Origin of the sequence: Kitasatospora sp. NPDC051170, assembly GCF_044455705.1 — a bacterium.
In the GTDB taxonomy this organism is placed as follows: Bacteria; Actinomycetota; Actinomycetes; order Streptomycetales; family Streptomycetaceae; genus Kitasatospora.
In genome coordinates this window covers 61,767-77,861 of the sequence record NZ_JBITFA010000017.1, presented here as the reverse complement: position 1 = coordinate 77,861, position 16,095 = coordinate 61,767, and the positions used below count along the sequence as shown (strand labels likewise).

At 71.6% G+C, this 16,095-nt stretch carries 9 protein-coding genes; 5 read left to right on the top strand and 4 right to left on the bottom strand.

Annotation, left to right across the window (positions count from 1 at the left end; all coding sequences use genetic code 11):
• Window positions 1–145: 145 nt before the first annotated feature.
• Together malQ and ACIBCA_RS30335 are read left to right on the top strand one after the other, a co-directional pair.
• Window positions 146–2,224, top strand: coding sequence for a 4-alpha-glucanotransferase (malQ, locus tag ACIBCA_RS30340; protein WP_396286344.1), 2,079 nt, complete (start codon window positions 146–148; stop codon window positions 2,222–2,224).
• Between the two features lie 74 nt (window positions 2,225–2,298).
• Window positions 2,299–2,472 carry a hypothetical protein gene (locus ACIBCA_RS30335; protein WP_396286230.1) on the top strand — a complete coding sequence of 58 codons (174 nt, stop codon included), beginning with the start codon at window positions 2,299–2,301 and terminating at the stop codon, window positions 2,470–2,472.
• 71 nt (window positions 2,473–2,543) lie between these two features.
• On the opposite strand, the gene pepN is transcribed toward ACIBCA_RS30335, so the two are convergent.
• Entirely contained in the window at window positions 2,544–5,123 is a 2,580-nt protein-coding gene (pepN, locus tag ACIBCA_RS30330) for an aminopeptidase N (protein WP_396286229.1), read from the bottom strand.
• Window positions 5,124–5,287: 164 nt separating this feature from the next.
• Window positions 5,288–7,087 carry a PQQ-binding-like beta-propeller repeat protein gene (locus ACIBCA_RS30325; RefSeq protein WP_396286227.1) on the bottom strand — a complete coding sequence of 600 codons (1,800 nt, stop codon included), beginning with the start codon at window positions 7,085–7,087 and terminating at the stop codon, window positions 5,288–5,290.
• Window positions 7,088–7,409: 322 nt separating this feature from the next.
• On the opposite strand from ACIBCA_RS30325, the gene ACIBCA_RS30320 reads away from it, so the two are divergent.
• From ACIBCA_RS30320 to ACIBCA_RS30310, 3 genes are all read left to right on the top strand, one after another.
• Window positions 7,410–8,588, top strand: a complete 1,179-nt coding sequence (locus ACIBCA_RS30320) for an ROK family protein (RefSeq protein WP_396286226.1) — start codon at window positions 7,410–7,412, stop codon at window positions 8,586–8,588.
• 270 nt (window positions 8,589–8,858) lie between these two features.
• Window positions 8,859–10,778: a 1-deoxy-D-xylulose-5-phosphate synthase gene (gene dxs, locus ACIBCA_RS30315; protein WP_396286225.1), complete on the top strand. Its 1,920-nt coding sequence runs from the start codon at window positions 8,859–8,861 to the stop codon at window positions 10,776–10,778.
• Window positions 10,779–10,931: 153 nt separating this feature from the next.
• Window positions 10,932–12,461, top strand: coding sequence for an ArnT family glycosyltransferase (locus ACIBCA_RS30310; RefSeq protein WP_396286224.1), 1,530 nt, complete (start codon window positions 10,932–10,934; stop codon window positions 12,459–12,461).
• A 73-nt stretch (window positions 12,462–12,534) separates the two neighbouring features.
• Here ACIBCA_RS30310 and ACIBCA_RS30305 read toward each other — a convergent pair whose 3' ends face one another.
• Both ACIBCA_RS30305 and ACIBCA_RS30300 read right to left on the bottom strand, forming a co-directional pair.
• Window positions 12,535–14,682: a 3-hydroxyacyl-CoA dehydrogenase NAD-binding domain-containing protein gene (locus tag ACIBCA_RS30305; protein WP_396286223.1), complete on the bottom strand. Its 2,148-nt coding sequence runs from the start codon at window positions 14,680–14,682 to the stop codon at window positions 12,535–12,537.
• A 2-nt stretch (window positions 14,683–14,684) separates the two neighbouring features.
• A complete protein-coding gene (locus ACIBCA_RS30300) occupies window positions 14,685–15,920 on the bottom strand; it encodes a thiolase family protein (protein ID WP_396286222.1) in 1,236 nt (411 codons plus the stop codon).
• Window positions 15,921–16,095 lie beyond the last annotated feature (175 nt).

Sequence of the window (16,095 nt, the reverse complement as noted above, 5' to 3'; positions counted from 1 at the left end):
TCTTCCTTGGCCGCGTCGTGTCGCGCTGGGTAGCGAGGCGGTCACACGGGTAGGACTGGGGAGTCCTGAATCGGGTGTTGCCGAGAGATCGCGGGAGCCGTGTGTGGGTGCTTACCTCGACCGTGACGGAGCTGGTGGGCTGACGGTGCCGGCGGAGGATGCGCCGCCGCCTCCACCGGAGTTGGTGGCGTTGGCGCGGGCGTACGGGGTGGATGTGCGGTATCCGGGGGTGGACGGGCGGTGCGTGGGGGCGCGGACGTTGGTGGCGGTGCTGGGGGCGTTGGGGGTGGCGGCCGGGTCGGCGGAGGAGGTGCGGGAGGCGCTGGAGCGTCACCGGGCCGAGCAGCGGGGGAGGTTGCTGCCGCCGTGCGTGGTGGTGCGGCAGGGGCGGCGGACGGCGTTGGACGTGCCGGCGGAGGTGCGGCTGAGGATCGAGCTGGAGGGGGGCGGGGTCTGGGAGTTGCCGAGGGGGCATGCGCACTGGTTGCCGGGGGACCTGCCGCTGGGGCGGCACAGGCTCAGGGCCGACAGCGCGGAGGCGGTGCTGATCGTGGCGCCGGAGAAGCTGCCTCAACTGCCGGGCAGGAGCTGGGGGTTCCTGGCGCAGCTGTACTCCGTGCTGTCGGAGCGGTCGTGGGGGATGGGGGACCTCGGGGACCTCACGGAGCTGGTCCAGTGGGCGGGCGCGGAGCTGGGCGCCGGGTTCGTGCAGATCAATCCGTTGCACCAGGCGCTGCCGGCCGCGCCCACCGACCCCTCCCCGTACCGGCCGTCCTCGCGCCGCTTCGCGGACCCGGTGCATCTGCGGATCGAGGCGGTTCCCGAGTTCGCGTACGCGACGTACGCGAGCAGGGAGCAGGTGGAGCAGGTGGAGGAGCTGGAGGAGTTGGAGGGAAGGGCGAGGCGGCTCAGGGGGGAGGTCCTCGCGCATGACGGGTTGATCGATCGTGATGCGGTGTGGGAGCTCAAGAGGGAAGCGCTCGAGATCCTCCACGACGTACCGCGCGGGCCCGGGCGGCAGGCGGCGTACGAGGCGTATCAGCGGCGCGAGGGTGAGTGGTTGCGCCGGCACGCACTCTGGAACGCGCTCGCGGAGGTGCACGGCACGAACTGGCGGCACTGGCCGAAGGGTCTGCGTCACCCGGAGGGCCCGCACATCGAGCAGGCGGAGAAGGAGTTCGAGGAGGAAGCGGAGTTCCACCGCTGGCTGGCCTGGCAGGTCGATCAGCAGCTGGCAGAAGCGCAACGGGCGGCAGCAGACGCCGGCATGCCCGTCGGGCTCATCCACGACCTCGCCGTCGGCGTCCACCCCGACGGGGCCGACGCCTGGGCGCTCCAGGACGTCCTCGCCGCCGGCATCTCCACCGGTGCCCCGCCCGACGCGTTCAACGCCCACGGCCAGGACTGGGGTCTGCCGCCCTGGCGCCCGGACGCGCTCGCCGCATCCGGCTACGCCCCGTACGCGGAACTCCTCCGCGCCGCGATGAAGCACGCGGGTGCGATCCGCATCGACCACGTGATGGGGCTGTTCCGCCTCTGGTGGGTCCCGGAGGGTCACGCCCCGACCGAGGGCGCGTACGTCCGCTACGACGCGGAGGCGATGCTCGGCGTCCTCGCGCTGGAGGCCCACCGCGCGGGTACGGCCGTCATCGGGGAGGACCTCGGCACCGTCGAGCCCGGTGTACGGGAGGAACTGGAGAGCAGGGGCATCCTCGGCACCTCCGTCCTCTGGTTCGAACGGGACTGGCAGCAGGACGGCCGGATCCTCCCCCCGAACCGCTGGCGCACCGAGTGCCTGGCCACCCTCACCACCCACGACCTGCCCAGTACCGCCGCCCGCCTCTCCGGCGAGCACGTGGAGCTGCGCCACCGCCTGGGCCTGCTGGCCCGCCCGCTCGCCGAGGAGCAGGCGGAGGCGGGGGCCGAGCTCGCGGACTGGGAGGAGGAACTGGCCCGCCTCGGGTTGCTGAAACCCGGCGAGCCCGTCACCATGCAGGCCCTCTACGCCTTCCTCCACCGCACCCCGGCCGAGCTGGTCGGGGTCTGGCTGCCGGACCTGGTGGGCGATCCGCGCCCCCAGAACCTGCCGGGCACCTGGGACCAGTACCCGAACTGGCGCCTGCCGATCGCGGACGCCACGGGCACCCCGGTGACCCTCGAACGCCTGGTCACCAGCGCAGGAGCCATGAGCGTCATCCCCACCCCGACGCGCGCCGTCCCGTAAGTGCCGGGTAAGTTGGAACGGTGGACAAGAGGAACGCTTTGCGAGCCGGCGCGGTCTCCGCAACGGTCACGCTGATGATGCTGCTGTCGTCGCCCGCCATGGCCCTCACCCGGGATGACGGCGACCAACCGGGCTCGGGCCTGAGTGTGGGCCAGACCCTCGGCCTGTACGTGTTCATCCCGCTCGTCGCCTTCGCGGTCATCGCCGGCCTCGCGGCCCTGCCCCTCGGCAAGGGCAAGAAGAAGTAGCACCCGAAAACCCGAAGAACCCGAAGGGGCGCCGAACGGCCGTAGCCGTCCGGCGCCCCTTCAGGCGTTCATCAGGAAGCAGCAGCCGCCCGGTCCACCGCCTGCGCCTTGAGCGCACGCTCGATCCCGGCCCGCGACTCGACGACCTGCCGCCGCAGCGCCGGCGCCGGCTCGGCCGCCGCCAGCCAGGCGTCCGTCGCGTCGAGGGTCTCCTGGGTGACCTGGAGAGCCGGGTACAGCCCCACGATGATCTGCTGCGAGATCTCGTGGCTGCGGCTCTCCCAGACGCCCTTGACGGCCGCGAAGTACTTCGCCGCGTACGGCGCCAGCAGCTCCCGCTGGTCCGACTGCTGGAAGCCGACGATCACGGCCTCCTGCACGTAGTTCGTCAGCTCGTCCGACTCCACCACCGAGGCCCAGGCCTCCGCCTTGGCCTGCGCGGTCGGCCGCGCCGCCCGGCAGGTGGCCGCGTGCTCCTGGCCCGCCGCCGTGTTGTCCCGCTCCAGCTCGGCGGCGATCGAATCATCACCGGCCCGACCGGTGGCCGCCAGGCGCACCAGCAGCGTCCACCGCAGCTCGGTGTCCACGGCCAGGCCCTTGAGCTCGACGGACCCGTCCAGCAGGCCCTCCAGCAGCCCGAGCTGCTCGTCCGTCCGCGCGACGGAGGCGAGCGTACGGGCCCAGGCCAGCTGGTGGTCGCTGCCCGCCTCGGCGCCCCGCAGGAACTCCTCGGCGGCGGCCGCCCACTGCCGCAGCCCGGTCTCCCGCCACGCCGGGTCGGTGTACGCGTCGAGCGCGAGCTTGACCTGCCGCTGCACGGACTGGACGACGCCGATGTCCGTCTCCCGCCCGAGGCCGGAGAGGGCGAGCGCGAGGTAGTCGCGGGCGGCGAGCTCGCCGTCGCGGGTCATGTCCCAGGCGGAGGCCCAGCACAGGGCGCGCGGCAGCGACTCGGTGAAGCCGCCGAGGTGCTCGGTGACGACGGCCAGCGAGTCCTCGTCGAGGCGGATCTTGGCGTACGACAGGTCGTCGTCGTTGAGCAGCACGACGGCCGGCCGGTGCCGCCCGACGAGCTGCGGCACCTCGGTGCGCGCCCCGTCGACGTCCAGCTCGATGCGCTCCACACGCACGAGCGAGCCCTCCACCAGCTCGTACAGGCCGATGGCGATGCGGTGCGGCCGCAGCACGGCCTCGCCCTTCGCCCCGGCGGGCAGCGCGGGGGCCTCCTGCAGCACGGCGAAGGACTCGATCTCACCGTCCGTGTTCAGCACGATGGACGGGCGCAGCACGTTGATGCCCGCCGTCTCCAGCCAGGCCCGCGACCAGGACTTGAGGTCGCGTCCGCTGGCCTCCTCCAGCGCGCCCAGCAGGTCGCTCAGGCGCGTGTTGCCCCAGGCGTGGCGCTTGAAGTACGCCTGCACGCCCTGGAAGAAGGCGTCCTGGCCGACGTAGGCCACCAGCTGCTTGAGCACCGAGGCGCCCTTGGCGTAGGTGATGCCGTCGAAGTTGACCTGGACGTCCTCCAGGTCGTTGATCTCGGCCATGATCGGGTGGGTGGAGGGCAGCTGGTCCTGCCGGTACGCCCAGGTCTTCATCTGGTTGGCGAAGGTGGTCCAGGAGTGCGGCCACTTCGAGCCGGGGGCCTCGGCCTGGCAGACGGCCTCGGCGAAGGTGGCGAAGGACTCGTTGAGCCAGAGGTCGTTCCACCACTCCATGGTGACGAGGTCGCCGAACCACATGTGGGCGAGCTCGTGCAGGATCGTCGCGGCGCGCGACTCGTACGCGGCGTCGGTGACCTTCGACCGGAACACGTACTGGTCGCGCAGGGTGACGGCGCCCGCGTTCTCCATCGCGCCGGCGTTGAACTCCGGGACGAAGAGCTGGTCGTACTTCGGGAACGGGTACGGGAAGTCGAACTTCTCCTGGAAGTAGTCGAAGCCCTGCTTGGTGACCTCGAACACGGCCTCGGCGTCGAGGAACTCACGCAGCGACGGCCGGCAGTAGACGCCGAGCGGCACGTGCTGGTCGCCGTTCCGGTACGCGTCGAAGACGCCGACGTACGGGCCGGCGATGAGCGCGGTGATGTAGGTGGAGATCCGGCCGGTCGGCTCGAAGCTCCAGACCTGGGTCTCCCCGCTGCCGACGGCCACAGGCGTCGGCGAGTTGGAGACCACGACCCACCCCGTGGGCGCCGTCACGGTGAAGGTGAAGGCCGCCTTGAGGTCGGGCTGCTCGAAGTTGGCGAACACCCGCCGGGCGTCCGGCACCTCGAACTGGGTGTACAGGTACGTCTCGCCGTCGACCGGGTCGACGAACCGGTGCAGGCCCTCACCGGTGTTGGTGTAGGCGCAGTTCGCGACGACCCGCAGCTCGTTCTCGGCCGCCAGGCCGGGCAGCGGGATGCGGCTGTCGGCGAAGCTCGCCGGGTCGAGCGCGGCACCGTTGAGGGTGATCTCCTCGACGCCGGGGGCTACGAGGTCGATGAAGGTGTCCGCGCCGGGCGTGGTGGCGCTGAACCGGACCACCGTGGTGGACCGGAAGGTGCCTCCCTCGCGGGCCGACCCCAGGTCGAGGTCGATGTCGTACGAGTCCACGCGCAGGAGCTCGGCCCGGGCGCGGGCCTCCTCGCGGGTCAGGTTGGTGCCGGGCACTGGCTGCACTCCTTCGTCGGCTGATGCTGAGAATCCCCCGCATCCTCGCATGCCCGACGCGCAAGCCCGCCCGATAATCGCAGGCGGGGCGGGCCCGGGCCCTCAAGCCCGTACCCGCCCCGCCCCGTCGTCACTCGGTTCACACCGAGCGGTTCAACCAAGCGTCACTTCTTCCACTTCGTGACCGGCGCATCCGAGCTGTAGCGGCGGAAGGCGTACACCGAACCGCCCTCGTCGCTGATCACGTACTCGGCCAGGCTCACGATGTCCATGCCGTTGCCGCTGGCCAGCGTCCCCAGGTCGGTGGTCGACCCGTCGGTGGGCGAGAGCGTGACGAGCTTGGCGGGCTTGTTGTAGCCCTGGCTGACGACGGCGCGCACCTTGCCCTGCTTGTCGGTGCCGGAGACGAGCCGCATGTCGTTGCTCGAGCCCGAGGAGGTGGTGGACCAGAGGCGCTTGCCGGTGGTCAGGTCGTAGGCGTTGATGCCCGACTTCCCGCCGCCGACCTGGACGTACATCGTGGTGCCGCTGACGACGTTCTGGGTGAACGCGTCGGAACGGCCGGACAGGCGCAGGCTGTCGGAGCCCGGCTCCTTGGTGGACATCTGGTTGCCCGGCTTGAAGTCCTTGTCGAACGGCAGGATGTAGTCACCGTTGGGGCCGCTGGCCATCAGCAGCACCAGCGGCTGCTCCTGGATGACCTTGTCGATCCGCTCGATCGAGCCGGAGAGCGGGATCTGGCCGCCGACGGCCGCGCCGTTCTCCGAGTTGACCAGCTGCAGCAGGGACTTCTGGATGTTGTCGTCGTAGCAGCGGTCGCTGATGGCGATGTTCGGGCCGGCCGCCCGGGCGGTGACGCTGCAGATCTTGGCGCGCTGCTGGTACGTCCAGACCGGGGCGCCGTTGTCGACGTTCAGCCCGCCGACGGCGTTGCCGGCGAAGGCGACGACCTTGTCGGTGATGCTGAGGGTCGGCGAGGAGAGCCGCTCGGCGTTGGCCTTGACGGTCCAGGTGATCTTGCCCTGCGCCACGTCGACGACGCCGATGGTGGAGCAGTCGTAGTCACCGGTGTTGACGGCGATGGCGCCGAGGTTCTTGGTGTTGGTCCCGTACGAGGCGGCGCAGAACTCCTTGCCGCCGGAGGGCACGGGGATGGTCCACGCGTCCTTGCCGTCGGAGGTGTTGAAGGCGCGGATGCCGGTGTTGTCGACGCGCACGACGACCTTGTCCGTGCCCCAGAGCGCGAGCATCTGCGAGCTGGAGTCGGAGTTGGCGGCCTTGGCGGCGTTCCAGGCGATGCCGTACGAGCCGCCGGTGCCGCCCTTGGTGTCGGCGGTCGGGCTGTTGTTGGCGGGGCCCGCGTTGGTGCCCGCGCTGGTGCCCGCCGAGGTGCTGCCGCCCGTGGTGCCGCCCGCGGTGGTGTCCGGGTCGTCCTTCTTCTGGAAGAGGACGACGAGGCCGATCACGATCGCGATGGCCAGCACGCCGCCGATGATCCCGCCCCAGAGCATGACCGGGTTGCGCTGCTTGGGCGCGGGCGGCACCGGCGCACCGGGGAAGCCGTAGCCGGGCTGCTGCTGCGGGTACCCGTAGGCGCCGTAGCCCTGCTGGTTGGGGTCCGGGGCGCCGTAGCCGCCGGGCATCGGGTCGTACGGGCCGACGGGCGCGCCGGCGGGCGGCGGCGGGGCCTGGCTGGGGAAGCCGGCCGCGGTGGGTGCGTACGCCGCGTACTCGGCGCCGGCCGGCGGCTGCACGGGCGGTGCCGGAGGCTGTGCCGGCAGTACCGGCGGCTGGGCCGGTGCGGCCTGGCCCGGGACGGCGGCGCCGTCCAGCTGCGTCATCTGGTCCGCGACCGCGGCCGGGTCGACCCCGGCCGGCTGGCGGCCGAACGAGACGCCGCGATTGTCCTGCGGGCCGTTGCCGGGCGCGTCCCCCGCGCCAGGCGTGGGCTGATCCCCTGCCATCTGATTCCCCGTCATGTCTGGATTCGTCCCCCTGCCGGTACCCTCCGGGTTCCGGCGGGACGGGTGAGATTGGGCACCATGCTAGTGGTGCGTTCTTTTCGGCCATCGCCAGGTCTCCTCCCCGTGCCTCCCCCGCACGTCCTCCGTACCTTCCCCGCACGGCCCCCGTACCTTCCTCGCACTGCCCCCGCACTGCCCCCGTACCTTCCCCGCACCTCCGATTCACCTCCCGGGCGGCCCGCGGGCACTTCCCCGACCCCCTAGGCTTCAGGAGTCGAAGGGGACGCCCGGCGGAGGGTTCCCCCGGCCTGGAGGGTGGATCATGTCGACGGACACACCGGGTTCGCAGTCGTCCCTGCACCGGGCCAACCTGGAGCGGGTGCTGCGCGCGGTGCGGATGGCGGGCTCGCTGACGCAGGCCGAGATCGCCCGGGGCACGGGCCTCTCGGCGGCGACCGTGTCCAACATCGTGCGGGAACTGAAGGAGAGCGGCACCGTCGTGGTCGCCGACACCTCCTCCGGCGGCCGCCGGGCCCGCAGCGTCTCGCTGAGCGGGGACGCGGGCATCGTGGTCGGCATCGACTTCGGCCACACCCACCTGCGGGTGGCGGTCGGCAACCTGGCGCACCGGGTGCTGGCCGAGGAGAGCGCCCCGATCGACGTGGACGTCTCCGCGGCGCAGGGCTTCGACCGGGCGGAGGCCATGGTCGAGCGGCTGCTGGAGCAGGCCGGGTTCCGCCCGGAGAAGGTGATCGGCGTGGGCCTGGGCGTTCCGGGCCCGATCGACGTGGAGACGGGCGCGCTCGGCTCGACCGCGATCCTGCCCGGCTGGACGGGCATCGCCCCCGGCCGGGAGCTGGCCGAGCGGCTCGGCATGCCGGTGCACGTGGACAACGACGCCAACCTGGGCGCCCTCGGCGAGCTGGTGTGGGGCGCGGGCCGCGGGCTGAGCGACCTCGCGTACATCAAGGTGGCCAGCGGCGTGGGCGCCGGGCTGGTGGTCAACGGCCAGATCTACCGCGGCCCGGGCGGTACGGCGGGTGAGATCGGGCACATCACGCTGGACGAGGCGGGGCCGGTCTGCCGCTGCGGCAACCGCGGCTGCCTGGAGACCTTCGTCGGCTCCCGCTACCTGCTGTCACTGCTCGCCCCGACCCTCGGCGCCGAGCTCAGCCTGCCCCGGGTGGTCGAGCTGGCGGACCAGGGGGACCTGGGCTGCCGTCGGGTGATCGCCGACGCGGGCCGCCAGATCGGTACGGGCGTGGCGATGCTCTGCAACCTGCTCAACCCGCGTCGGGTGATCCTCGGCGGGGACCTCGCCGAGGCCGGTGAGCTGGTGCTCGCCCCGATCCGGGACTCGGTGGCCCGCTACGCGATCCCCAGCGCCGCCCGCCAGCTGTCCGTCGTCCCGGGCACCCTGGGCGGCCGGGCGGAGGTGCTCGGGGCGCTGGCCATGGTGATGAGCGAGATGGGCGAGTCCGGAGCCCTCGGCCGGGGCTGAACCGGGGCCGCGCCGAGCTGAAACCACCTGCCCGTCGATCCCACCTATCGAACACCCGTTCGTCAATCAGGATTGACCACCATCCCCGGCGCGACCTCCCGGAATGGCCGCAACCGGACGGCGGCACCGGCGGCGCCGCTCGGTGTCCGGCAAGCGGACACTAGACTCGACCGGTCGGCACCGGCCGGACCCACCGGCCCGCCGCCGGACCGGGGCAGCGACGCCCGCCGGACCCCCGCGGTCCGCGAACACTTGAACGAGGAGGAACGGGTGGCCCTGCTGACCCGCATTCGGGGACCGCGCGATCTCGACCGGCTCACGCCCGGACAGCTGGCCGCACTGGCCCAGGAGATCCGGACCTTCCTGGTGACCGAGGTCTCCAAGACGGGCGGCCACCTCGGCCCCAACCTCGGCGTGGTCGAGCTCACCATCGCGCTGCACCGGGTCTTCGACTCCCCGCGCGACCGCATCCTCTTCGACACGGGCCACCAGAGCTACGTCCACAAGCTGCTCACCGGCCGCCAGGACTTCTCCCGGCTGCGCATGAAGGGCGGCCTGTCCGGCTACCCCTCCCGCGTCGAGTCCGAGCACGACGTGATCGAGAACTCGCACGCCTCCACCGTGCTCTCGTACGCGGACGGCCTCGCCAAGGCCAACCAGGTGCTCGGCAAGAACGACCCGGTCGTGGCCGTCATCGGCGACGGCGCGCTCACCGGCGGCATGGCCTGGGAGGCGATCAACAACATCGCCGACGCCAAGGACCGCCCGGTCGTCATCGTCGTCAACGACAACGAGCGCTCGTACTCCCCGACCATCGGCGGCATGGCCAACCACCTCTCCACCCTGCGCACCACCCAGGGCTACGAGCGCTTCCTCTCCTGGGGCAAGGACGCCGTCAAGCGCACCCCGGTCGTCGGCCAGCAGCTCTTCGAGACGCTGCACGGCGCCAAGAAGGGCCTCAAGGACTTCATCGCCCCCCAGGGCATGTTCGAGGACCTCGGCCTCAAGTACATCGGCCCCATCGACGGCCACGACCTCACCGCCCTGGAGTCCGCCCTCACCAAGGCGCGCGGCTTCGGCGGCCCGGTGATCGTGCACTGCCTCACCGAGAAGGGCCGCGGCTACCACGCCGCCGAGAACAACGACGAGGACCGCTTCCACGCGGTCGGCGTGATCCACCCCGAGACGGGCCTGCCGATCAAGAGCGCCGGCAAGGACTGGACGTCCGTCTTCGCGGAGGAGATGGTCGCCCTCGGCCACGAGCGCGAGGACATCGTCGGCATCACCGCCGCCATGCTCCACCCGGTGGGCCTGGCGCCCTTCGCCGAGGCGTTCCCGGACCGCATCTTCGACGTCGGCATCGCCGAGCAGCACGCCGTCACCAGCGCCGCGGGCCTGGCCACCAACGGCCTGCACCCCGTGTTCGCCGTCTACGCGACCTTCCTCAACCGGGCCTTCGACCAGGTCCTGATGGACGTCGCCCTGCACAAGCTCGGCGTCACCTTCGTCCTCGACCGCTCCGGCGTGACGGGCCCGGACGGCGCCTCGCACCACGGCATGTGGGACATGTCGATCCTCCAGGTCGTCCCGGGCCTGCGCCTGGCCGCCCCGCGCGACGCCGAGCAGGTCCGCGCCCAGCTGCGCGAGGCCGTCGAGGTGAAGGACGCCCCGACCGTCGTGCGCTACTCCAAGGGCACCGTCGGCCCGTCCGTCCCCGCGGTCGGCCGGATCGGCGGCATGGACGTGCTGCGCGCCGCCGAGGAGCCCTCGGGCGCCCACCGCGCCGACGTGCTGATCGTCTCGGTCGGCCCGATGGCCACCGCCGCCCTGGAGACCGCCGACCTGCTGGCCGCCCAGGGCATCACCGCCACCGTGGTCGACCCCCGCTGGGTCAAGCCCGTCGACCCGGCCCTGCCGGGCCTGGCGGCCGAGCACCGCGTGGTCGTCACCATCGAGGACAACGGCCGCGTCGGCGGCGTCGGCGCCGCCGTGGCGCAGGCCCTGCGCGACGCGGACGTGGACCTGCCGGTGCGCGACTTCGGCATCCCGGCGCAGTTCCTGGACCACGCGAGCCGCGACGAGATCCTCGCCGAGATCGGCCTCAACGCCCCGGACATCGCCCGCAAGGTGACCGCCCTGGTCGCCAAGCTCGACGAGGCCGCCCCGGTCGAGGCGCAAGCCAAGGCGTGAACGAAGGCGTGAACGAAGGCGCGAGCGAAGCGGGCGGCGCAACCCCCCTCCCGCTGTAGCTCTGTCACAGTTCGCCACCAAACAAGCTGACAATCGCACCGAAAGGCGGGACCGGCGCCACTCGCGCCGATCCAGCCCGGTAGGTTGTCAACCGTGCCGACCACCCCCACCCGCCCCCGCCTCGCCGGGCTGGCCACCCGCCTGCCCGCGCGCGTCCGTACCCATGTCCGCCAGGGGTACTGGACCAGGCTGGTGCCGGTCCTCGCACTGGTCGCGCTGGCCACCCACGTCCCGTCCTTCGCCCGGCCCGTCTGGAGCCCCGACGAGGGCTTCCTGGCCACCCAGGCCCGGATGCTCGCCGACGGCGGCGTCCTTTACGACACCGTGGTGGACCGCAAGCCCCCGCTGCTCCCGTGGCTCTACCAGGCGTGCTTCTGGGTCTTCGGCTCCGCCTCCCTCTGGCCGCTGCGCACCCTCGCCGTGATCGCCCACCTGGTCACCGCGATCCTGCTCGCCTCGATCGCCCGCGGCCGCTGGGGCAACCGCGCCGGAGCCGGCGCCGGGCTGCTCTACCTGCTGGTCTCCATCGGCCTCTCCCCGGAGGACACCCAGGCGGCGACCTTCGAGGTCTTCATGCTGCCCGCCATGGTGGCCGCCTTCCGCTACGCCGAGCGCCGCCGCTGGCTCGCCGCCGGCATCGCCGTCGCGCTCTGCTCGCTCACCAAGCAGACGGGCGGGGCCGTCCTGCTCCCCGTCCTGTGGATGCTGTTCCAGGACGCCCGCCGCCGCGGGGTGCGCTGGCCGCCCGCCCTGTTCAAGATCGTCTTCGGCTTCACCCTGCCGATAGCGCTGGTCGCCGTCATCCTGACCAAGCCCAAGGGCTTCCTCTTCTGGGTGGTCACCGGCAGCGGCGACTACGCGACCTTCGGCGGCGCCTGGCTCCAGATGGTCGGCCGCGCGCTCGGCAACTCGGCCATCCTGGCCGCCGCCGGGCTCGGCTTCCTGCTGCCCGTCGCGCGCCGGCTCTGGCTCAAGCACCGCCACCGCCCGCTGCCCGTGGCAGGCGAGGAGCACGGCTCCACCGCGGACCTGTGGGTCTGGCTGCTCTCCTCGGTGGTCGCGGTCAGCGTGGGCTTCCACTTCTTCGGCCACTACTACCTCCAGCTGATGCCCGCGCTGGTCCTCCTGGGCACCGGCGCGGTCGCCACCTCGGCGATCCGCTGGCGGCCCGTCCTGGCGTACACCACCGTCGCCGCCACGGTCTTCTGGGCCCTGGCCCTGGCCTGGCCTGGAGAGCAGCTCAACCGCACCACCGAGGTCGCCACCGCCGTCGCCGCCCAGACCAGCCCCAAGGACACCGTGCTCGTCTGGGGCATGCACCCCGAGCTGTACTGGCTGGCCGACCGCAAGCCCGCCACCCGCTACCTGACGGCCGGGTTCCTCACCAACTACAGCGGCGGCAAGGACGGCAGCGTCAACGTGGGCGAGCAGTTCAGCGTCTCCAACGCCTGGCAGACCTTCGACAAGGAGCTGGCCAACGGCCTGCCCGAGGTCGTCGTGGACGACTCCGGCATCGCCCCGTACCAGCCCGTCATGGTGCCCCGGATCGAGAACCTGCTGGACACCCACTACGAGATGGTCGGCGTCTTCGCCGACACCGTGGTCTACCGCCTCAAGAAGTAGCCCCCGGACGGCACGAACGGAGGAGCCCCCGGCGACCAGGTCGCCGGGGGCTCCTTCTCGTACGGGCTACGCCTTACGCGGGCACCGAGGCCACGCCGGGGGCGAGGAACCTCTTGCCGTTCACCCGCTCCGAGACGCCCTCACGGTCCAGGTACGGGGTGATCCCGCCCAGGTGGAAGGGCCAGCCGGCGCCGGTGATCATGCAGAGGTCGATGTCCTGCGCCTCGGCGACGACACCCTCCTCCAGCATCAGGCCGATCTCCTGCGCCACGGCCTCGAGCGAGCGGCTGAGGACCTGCTCCTCGGTCAGCACGGTGTCGCCGAAGGTCAGCAGCTCCAGCACCTCGGGGTCGAGGACCTGCTGGCCGTCCACCCAGGTGTAGAAGCCGCGCTTGCCGGCCTTGACCACCTTGCCGAGGTTCTCGGAGACGGTGAACCGCTCCGGGAAGGCGCGGTGCAGGGTCTCCGACACGTGCAGGGCGATGGCCGGGCCGACCAGCTCCAGCAGCACGATCGGGGACATCGGCAGGCCCAGCGGCTCGACGGCCTTCTCGACGGAGGCGATCGGGGTGCCCTCGTCGATGATGCTCTGGATCTCGCCCATGAAGCGGGTCAGGATGCGGTTCACCACGAAGGCCGGGCGGTCCTTGCACAGGACCGAGGTCTTCTTCAGCTTCTTGGACACCGCGAAGGCGGTGGCCAGCGAGGCGTCGTCGGTGCCGTCGCCGCGGACGATCTCCAGCAGCGGCAGGATCGCGACCGGGTTGAAGAAGTGGAAGCCGACGACCCGCTCGGGGTGCTGCAGCTTCGAGGCCATCTCGGTGACCGACAGCGAGGAGGTGTTGGTCGCCAGCACGCAGGTCGGCGAGACGACCTTCTCCAGGTCCGCGAAGACGCTCTGCTTGACGCCCATCTCCTCGAACACGGCCTCGATGACGAAGTCCGCGTCGCCGAAGGCGGCGGCCTTGTCCAGCGAGCCGGAGACCAGGCCCTTGAGGCGGTTGGCCTTGTCCTGACCGATGCGGCCCTTGGAGAGCAGCTTGTCGATCTCGGCGTGGACGTAGCCGACGCCCTTGTCCACGCGCTCCTGGTCGATGTCGGTGAGGACCACCGGCACCTCCAGACGGCGGGCGAACAGCAGCGCCAGCTGCGAGGCCATCAGGCCCGCGCCGACGACGCCGACCTTGGAGACCGGACGGGCCAGCGCCTTGTCCGGGGCGCCGACCGGGCGCTTGGCCCGGCGCTGCACCAGGTTGAAGGCGTAGATGCCGCTGCGCAGCTCACCGCTCATGATGAGGTCGGCCAGGGCCGCGTCCTCGGCGTCGAAGCCGGCCTGCAGGCTGGCCTTGTCGGCGAAGTCGGCGTCCTTGACGGCGGCGATGATGTCCAGCGCCTTGTAGGCGGCCGGGGCGGCGCCGTGCACCTTGGCGTCGGCGACCATGCGGCCCCACAGCACGGCGTCGTCCCACGCCTTGCCGCGGTCGACGGCCTCGCGCTCGACGGTGACGTCGCCCGTGAGGACCTTGGCGGCCCACAGCAGCGACTGCTCCAGGAAGTCGGCCGGCTCGAAGATCGCGTCGGCGATCCCCAGCTCGAACACGTCCTTGCCCTTGAGCTGCTTGTTCTGGTTCATCGAGTTCTCGATGATGACCTTCACGGCCTTACCGGCGCCGATCAGGTTCGGCAGGATGGTGCAGCCGCCCCAGCCGGGGACGAGGCCCAGGAAGACCTCGGGCAGCGAGAAGGCCGGGACGCCCGCCGACACCGTGCGGTAGTCGCAGTGCAGGCCGACCTCGACGCCGCCGCCCATGGCCGCGCCGTTGTAGAAGGCGAAGGTCGGGACGGACAGCGCGCCGATCCGCTTGAAGACCTCGTGGCCGCCCTTGCCGATGGCCAGCGCGTCGGCGTGCTCCTTGAGGAGCTCGACGCCCTTGAGGTCGGCGCCGACGGCGAAGATGAACGGCTTGCCGGTGATCGCCGCGGCGACGATCTTGCCCTCGGCGGCCTCGGCCTCGACCTGGTCCAGCGCCTCGTCCAGCTTGAGCAGCGAGCCCGGGCCGAAGGTGGTCGGCTTGGTGTGGTCGAAGCCGTTGTCCAGGGTGATCAGGGCCAGCTTGCCGGCCTGCAGCGGCAGGTCCAGGTGGCGCACGTGGGCGGTCGTGACGACCTCGCCCGGGAACAGCTCGGCGCCGCGCTGGAGCAGCTCAGTCGTGGTGCTCATGCTCACTTACCACCCTCGAGCTCGGTGTTCTGGGCCCAGTGCGGGTTCTCCCAGATGACGGTCGCGCCCATGCCGAACCCGATGCACATCGTGGTGAGGCCGTAGCGGACGTCCGGGCGCTGCTCGAAGCGGCGGGCCAGCTGGTTCATCAGGCGCACGCCCGAGGAGGCCAGCGGGTGGCCGAAGGCGATGGCCCCGCCGTACGGGTTGACGCGCTCGTCGTCGTCGGCGATGCCGTAGTGGTCGAGGAAGGCCAGCACCTGGACGGCGAAGGCCTCGTTGACCTCGAACGCCTGGATGTCGTCGATGGTCAGACCGGCCTTGGCCAGGGCCTTCTCGGTGGCCGGCACCGGGCCGATGCCCATGACCTCGGGCTCGACGCCCGCGAAGGCGTAGGAGACCAGGCGCATCTTGACCGGGAGGCCGAGCTCCTCGGCGACGTCCTCGGCGGCCAGCAGCGAGGCGGTGGCGCCGTCGTTCAGACCGGCCGAGTTGCCCGCGGTGATGTTGCCGTGCGGGCGGAACGGGGTCTTCAGACCGGCCAGGGACTCCATCGTGGTGCCCGGGCGCATCGGCTCGTCCGTGGTGGCCAGGCCCCAGCCGGTCTCGCCGACCTCGGGGTTGGTGTTGCGGATCGAGATCGGCACCAGGTCGGGCTGGATGTCGCCGTTGGCGTACGCCTTCGCCGCCTTCTCCTGGGAGCGCACGGCGTAGGCGTCGCAGCGCTCCTTGGTGATGTGCGGGAAGCGGTCGTGCAGGTTCTCGGCGGTCATGCCCATGAACAGGGCGGACTCGTCGACGAGCTTCTCGGAGACGAAGCGCGGGTTCGGGTCGACGCCCTCACCCATGGGGTGGCGGCCCATGTGCTCGACGCCGCCGGCCACGACCACGTCGTAGGCGCCGAAGGCGATGCCGCCGGCGGTGGCGGTCACGGCGGTCAGGGCGCCGGCGCACATGCGGTCGATCGCGTAACCGGGCACGGACTTCGGCAGGCCGGACAGCAGGGCGGCGGTGCGGCCGATGGTCAGACCCTGGTCGCCGATCTGCGTGGTGGCCGCGATGGCGACCTCGTCGATGCGCTCGACGGGCAGGTTCGGGTTACGGCGCACGAGCTCCCGGATGCACTTGACGACCAGGTCGTCCGCTCGGGTCTCGTGGTAGATGCCCTTCGGGCCGGCCTTGCCGAACGGGGTGCGGACGCCATCGACGAAGACGACGTCCCTCGCGGTACGAGGCACGGGGGCTCTCCTCCCAGGGACCAACAGTTCGAGGTGAGCAGGCTGCCGCCGTCGAAGACCCGAGCGGCGCCGCTTCACCGCCATGCTACCCGTCGGTAACCAACCTGCCCAGGCCTCTCGGAGGGTTCGGGCCGTGTGTCCCGCGACACGTCCCACCAGGAGACCTTCGGCGGGG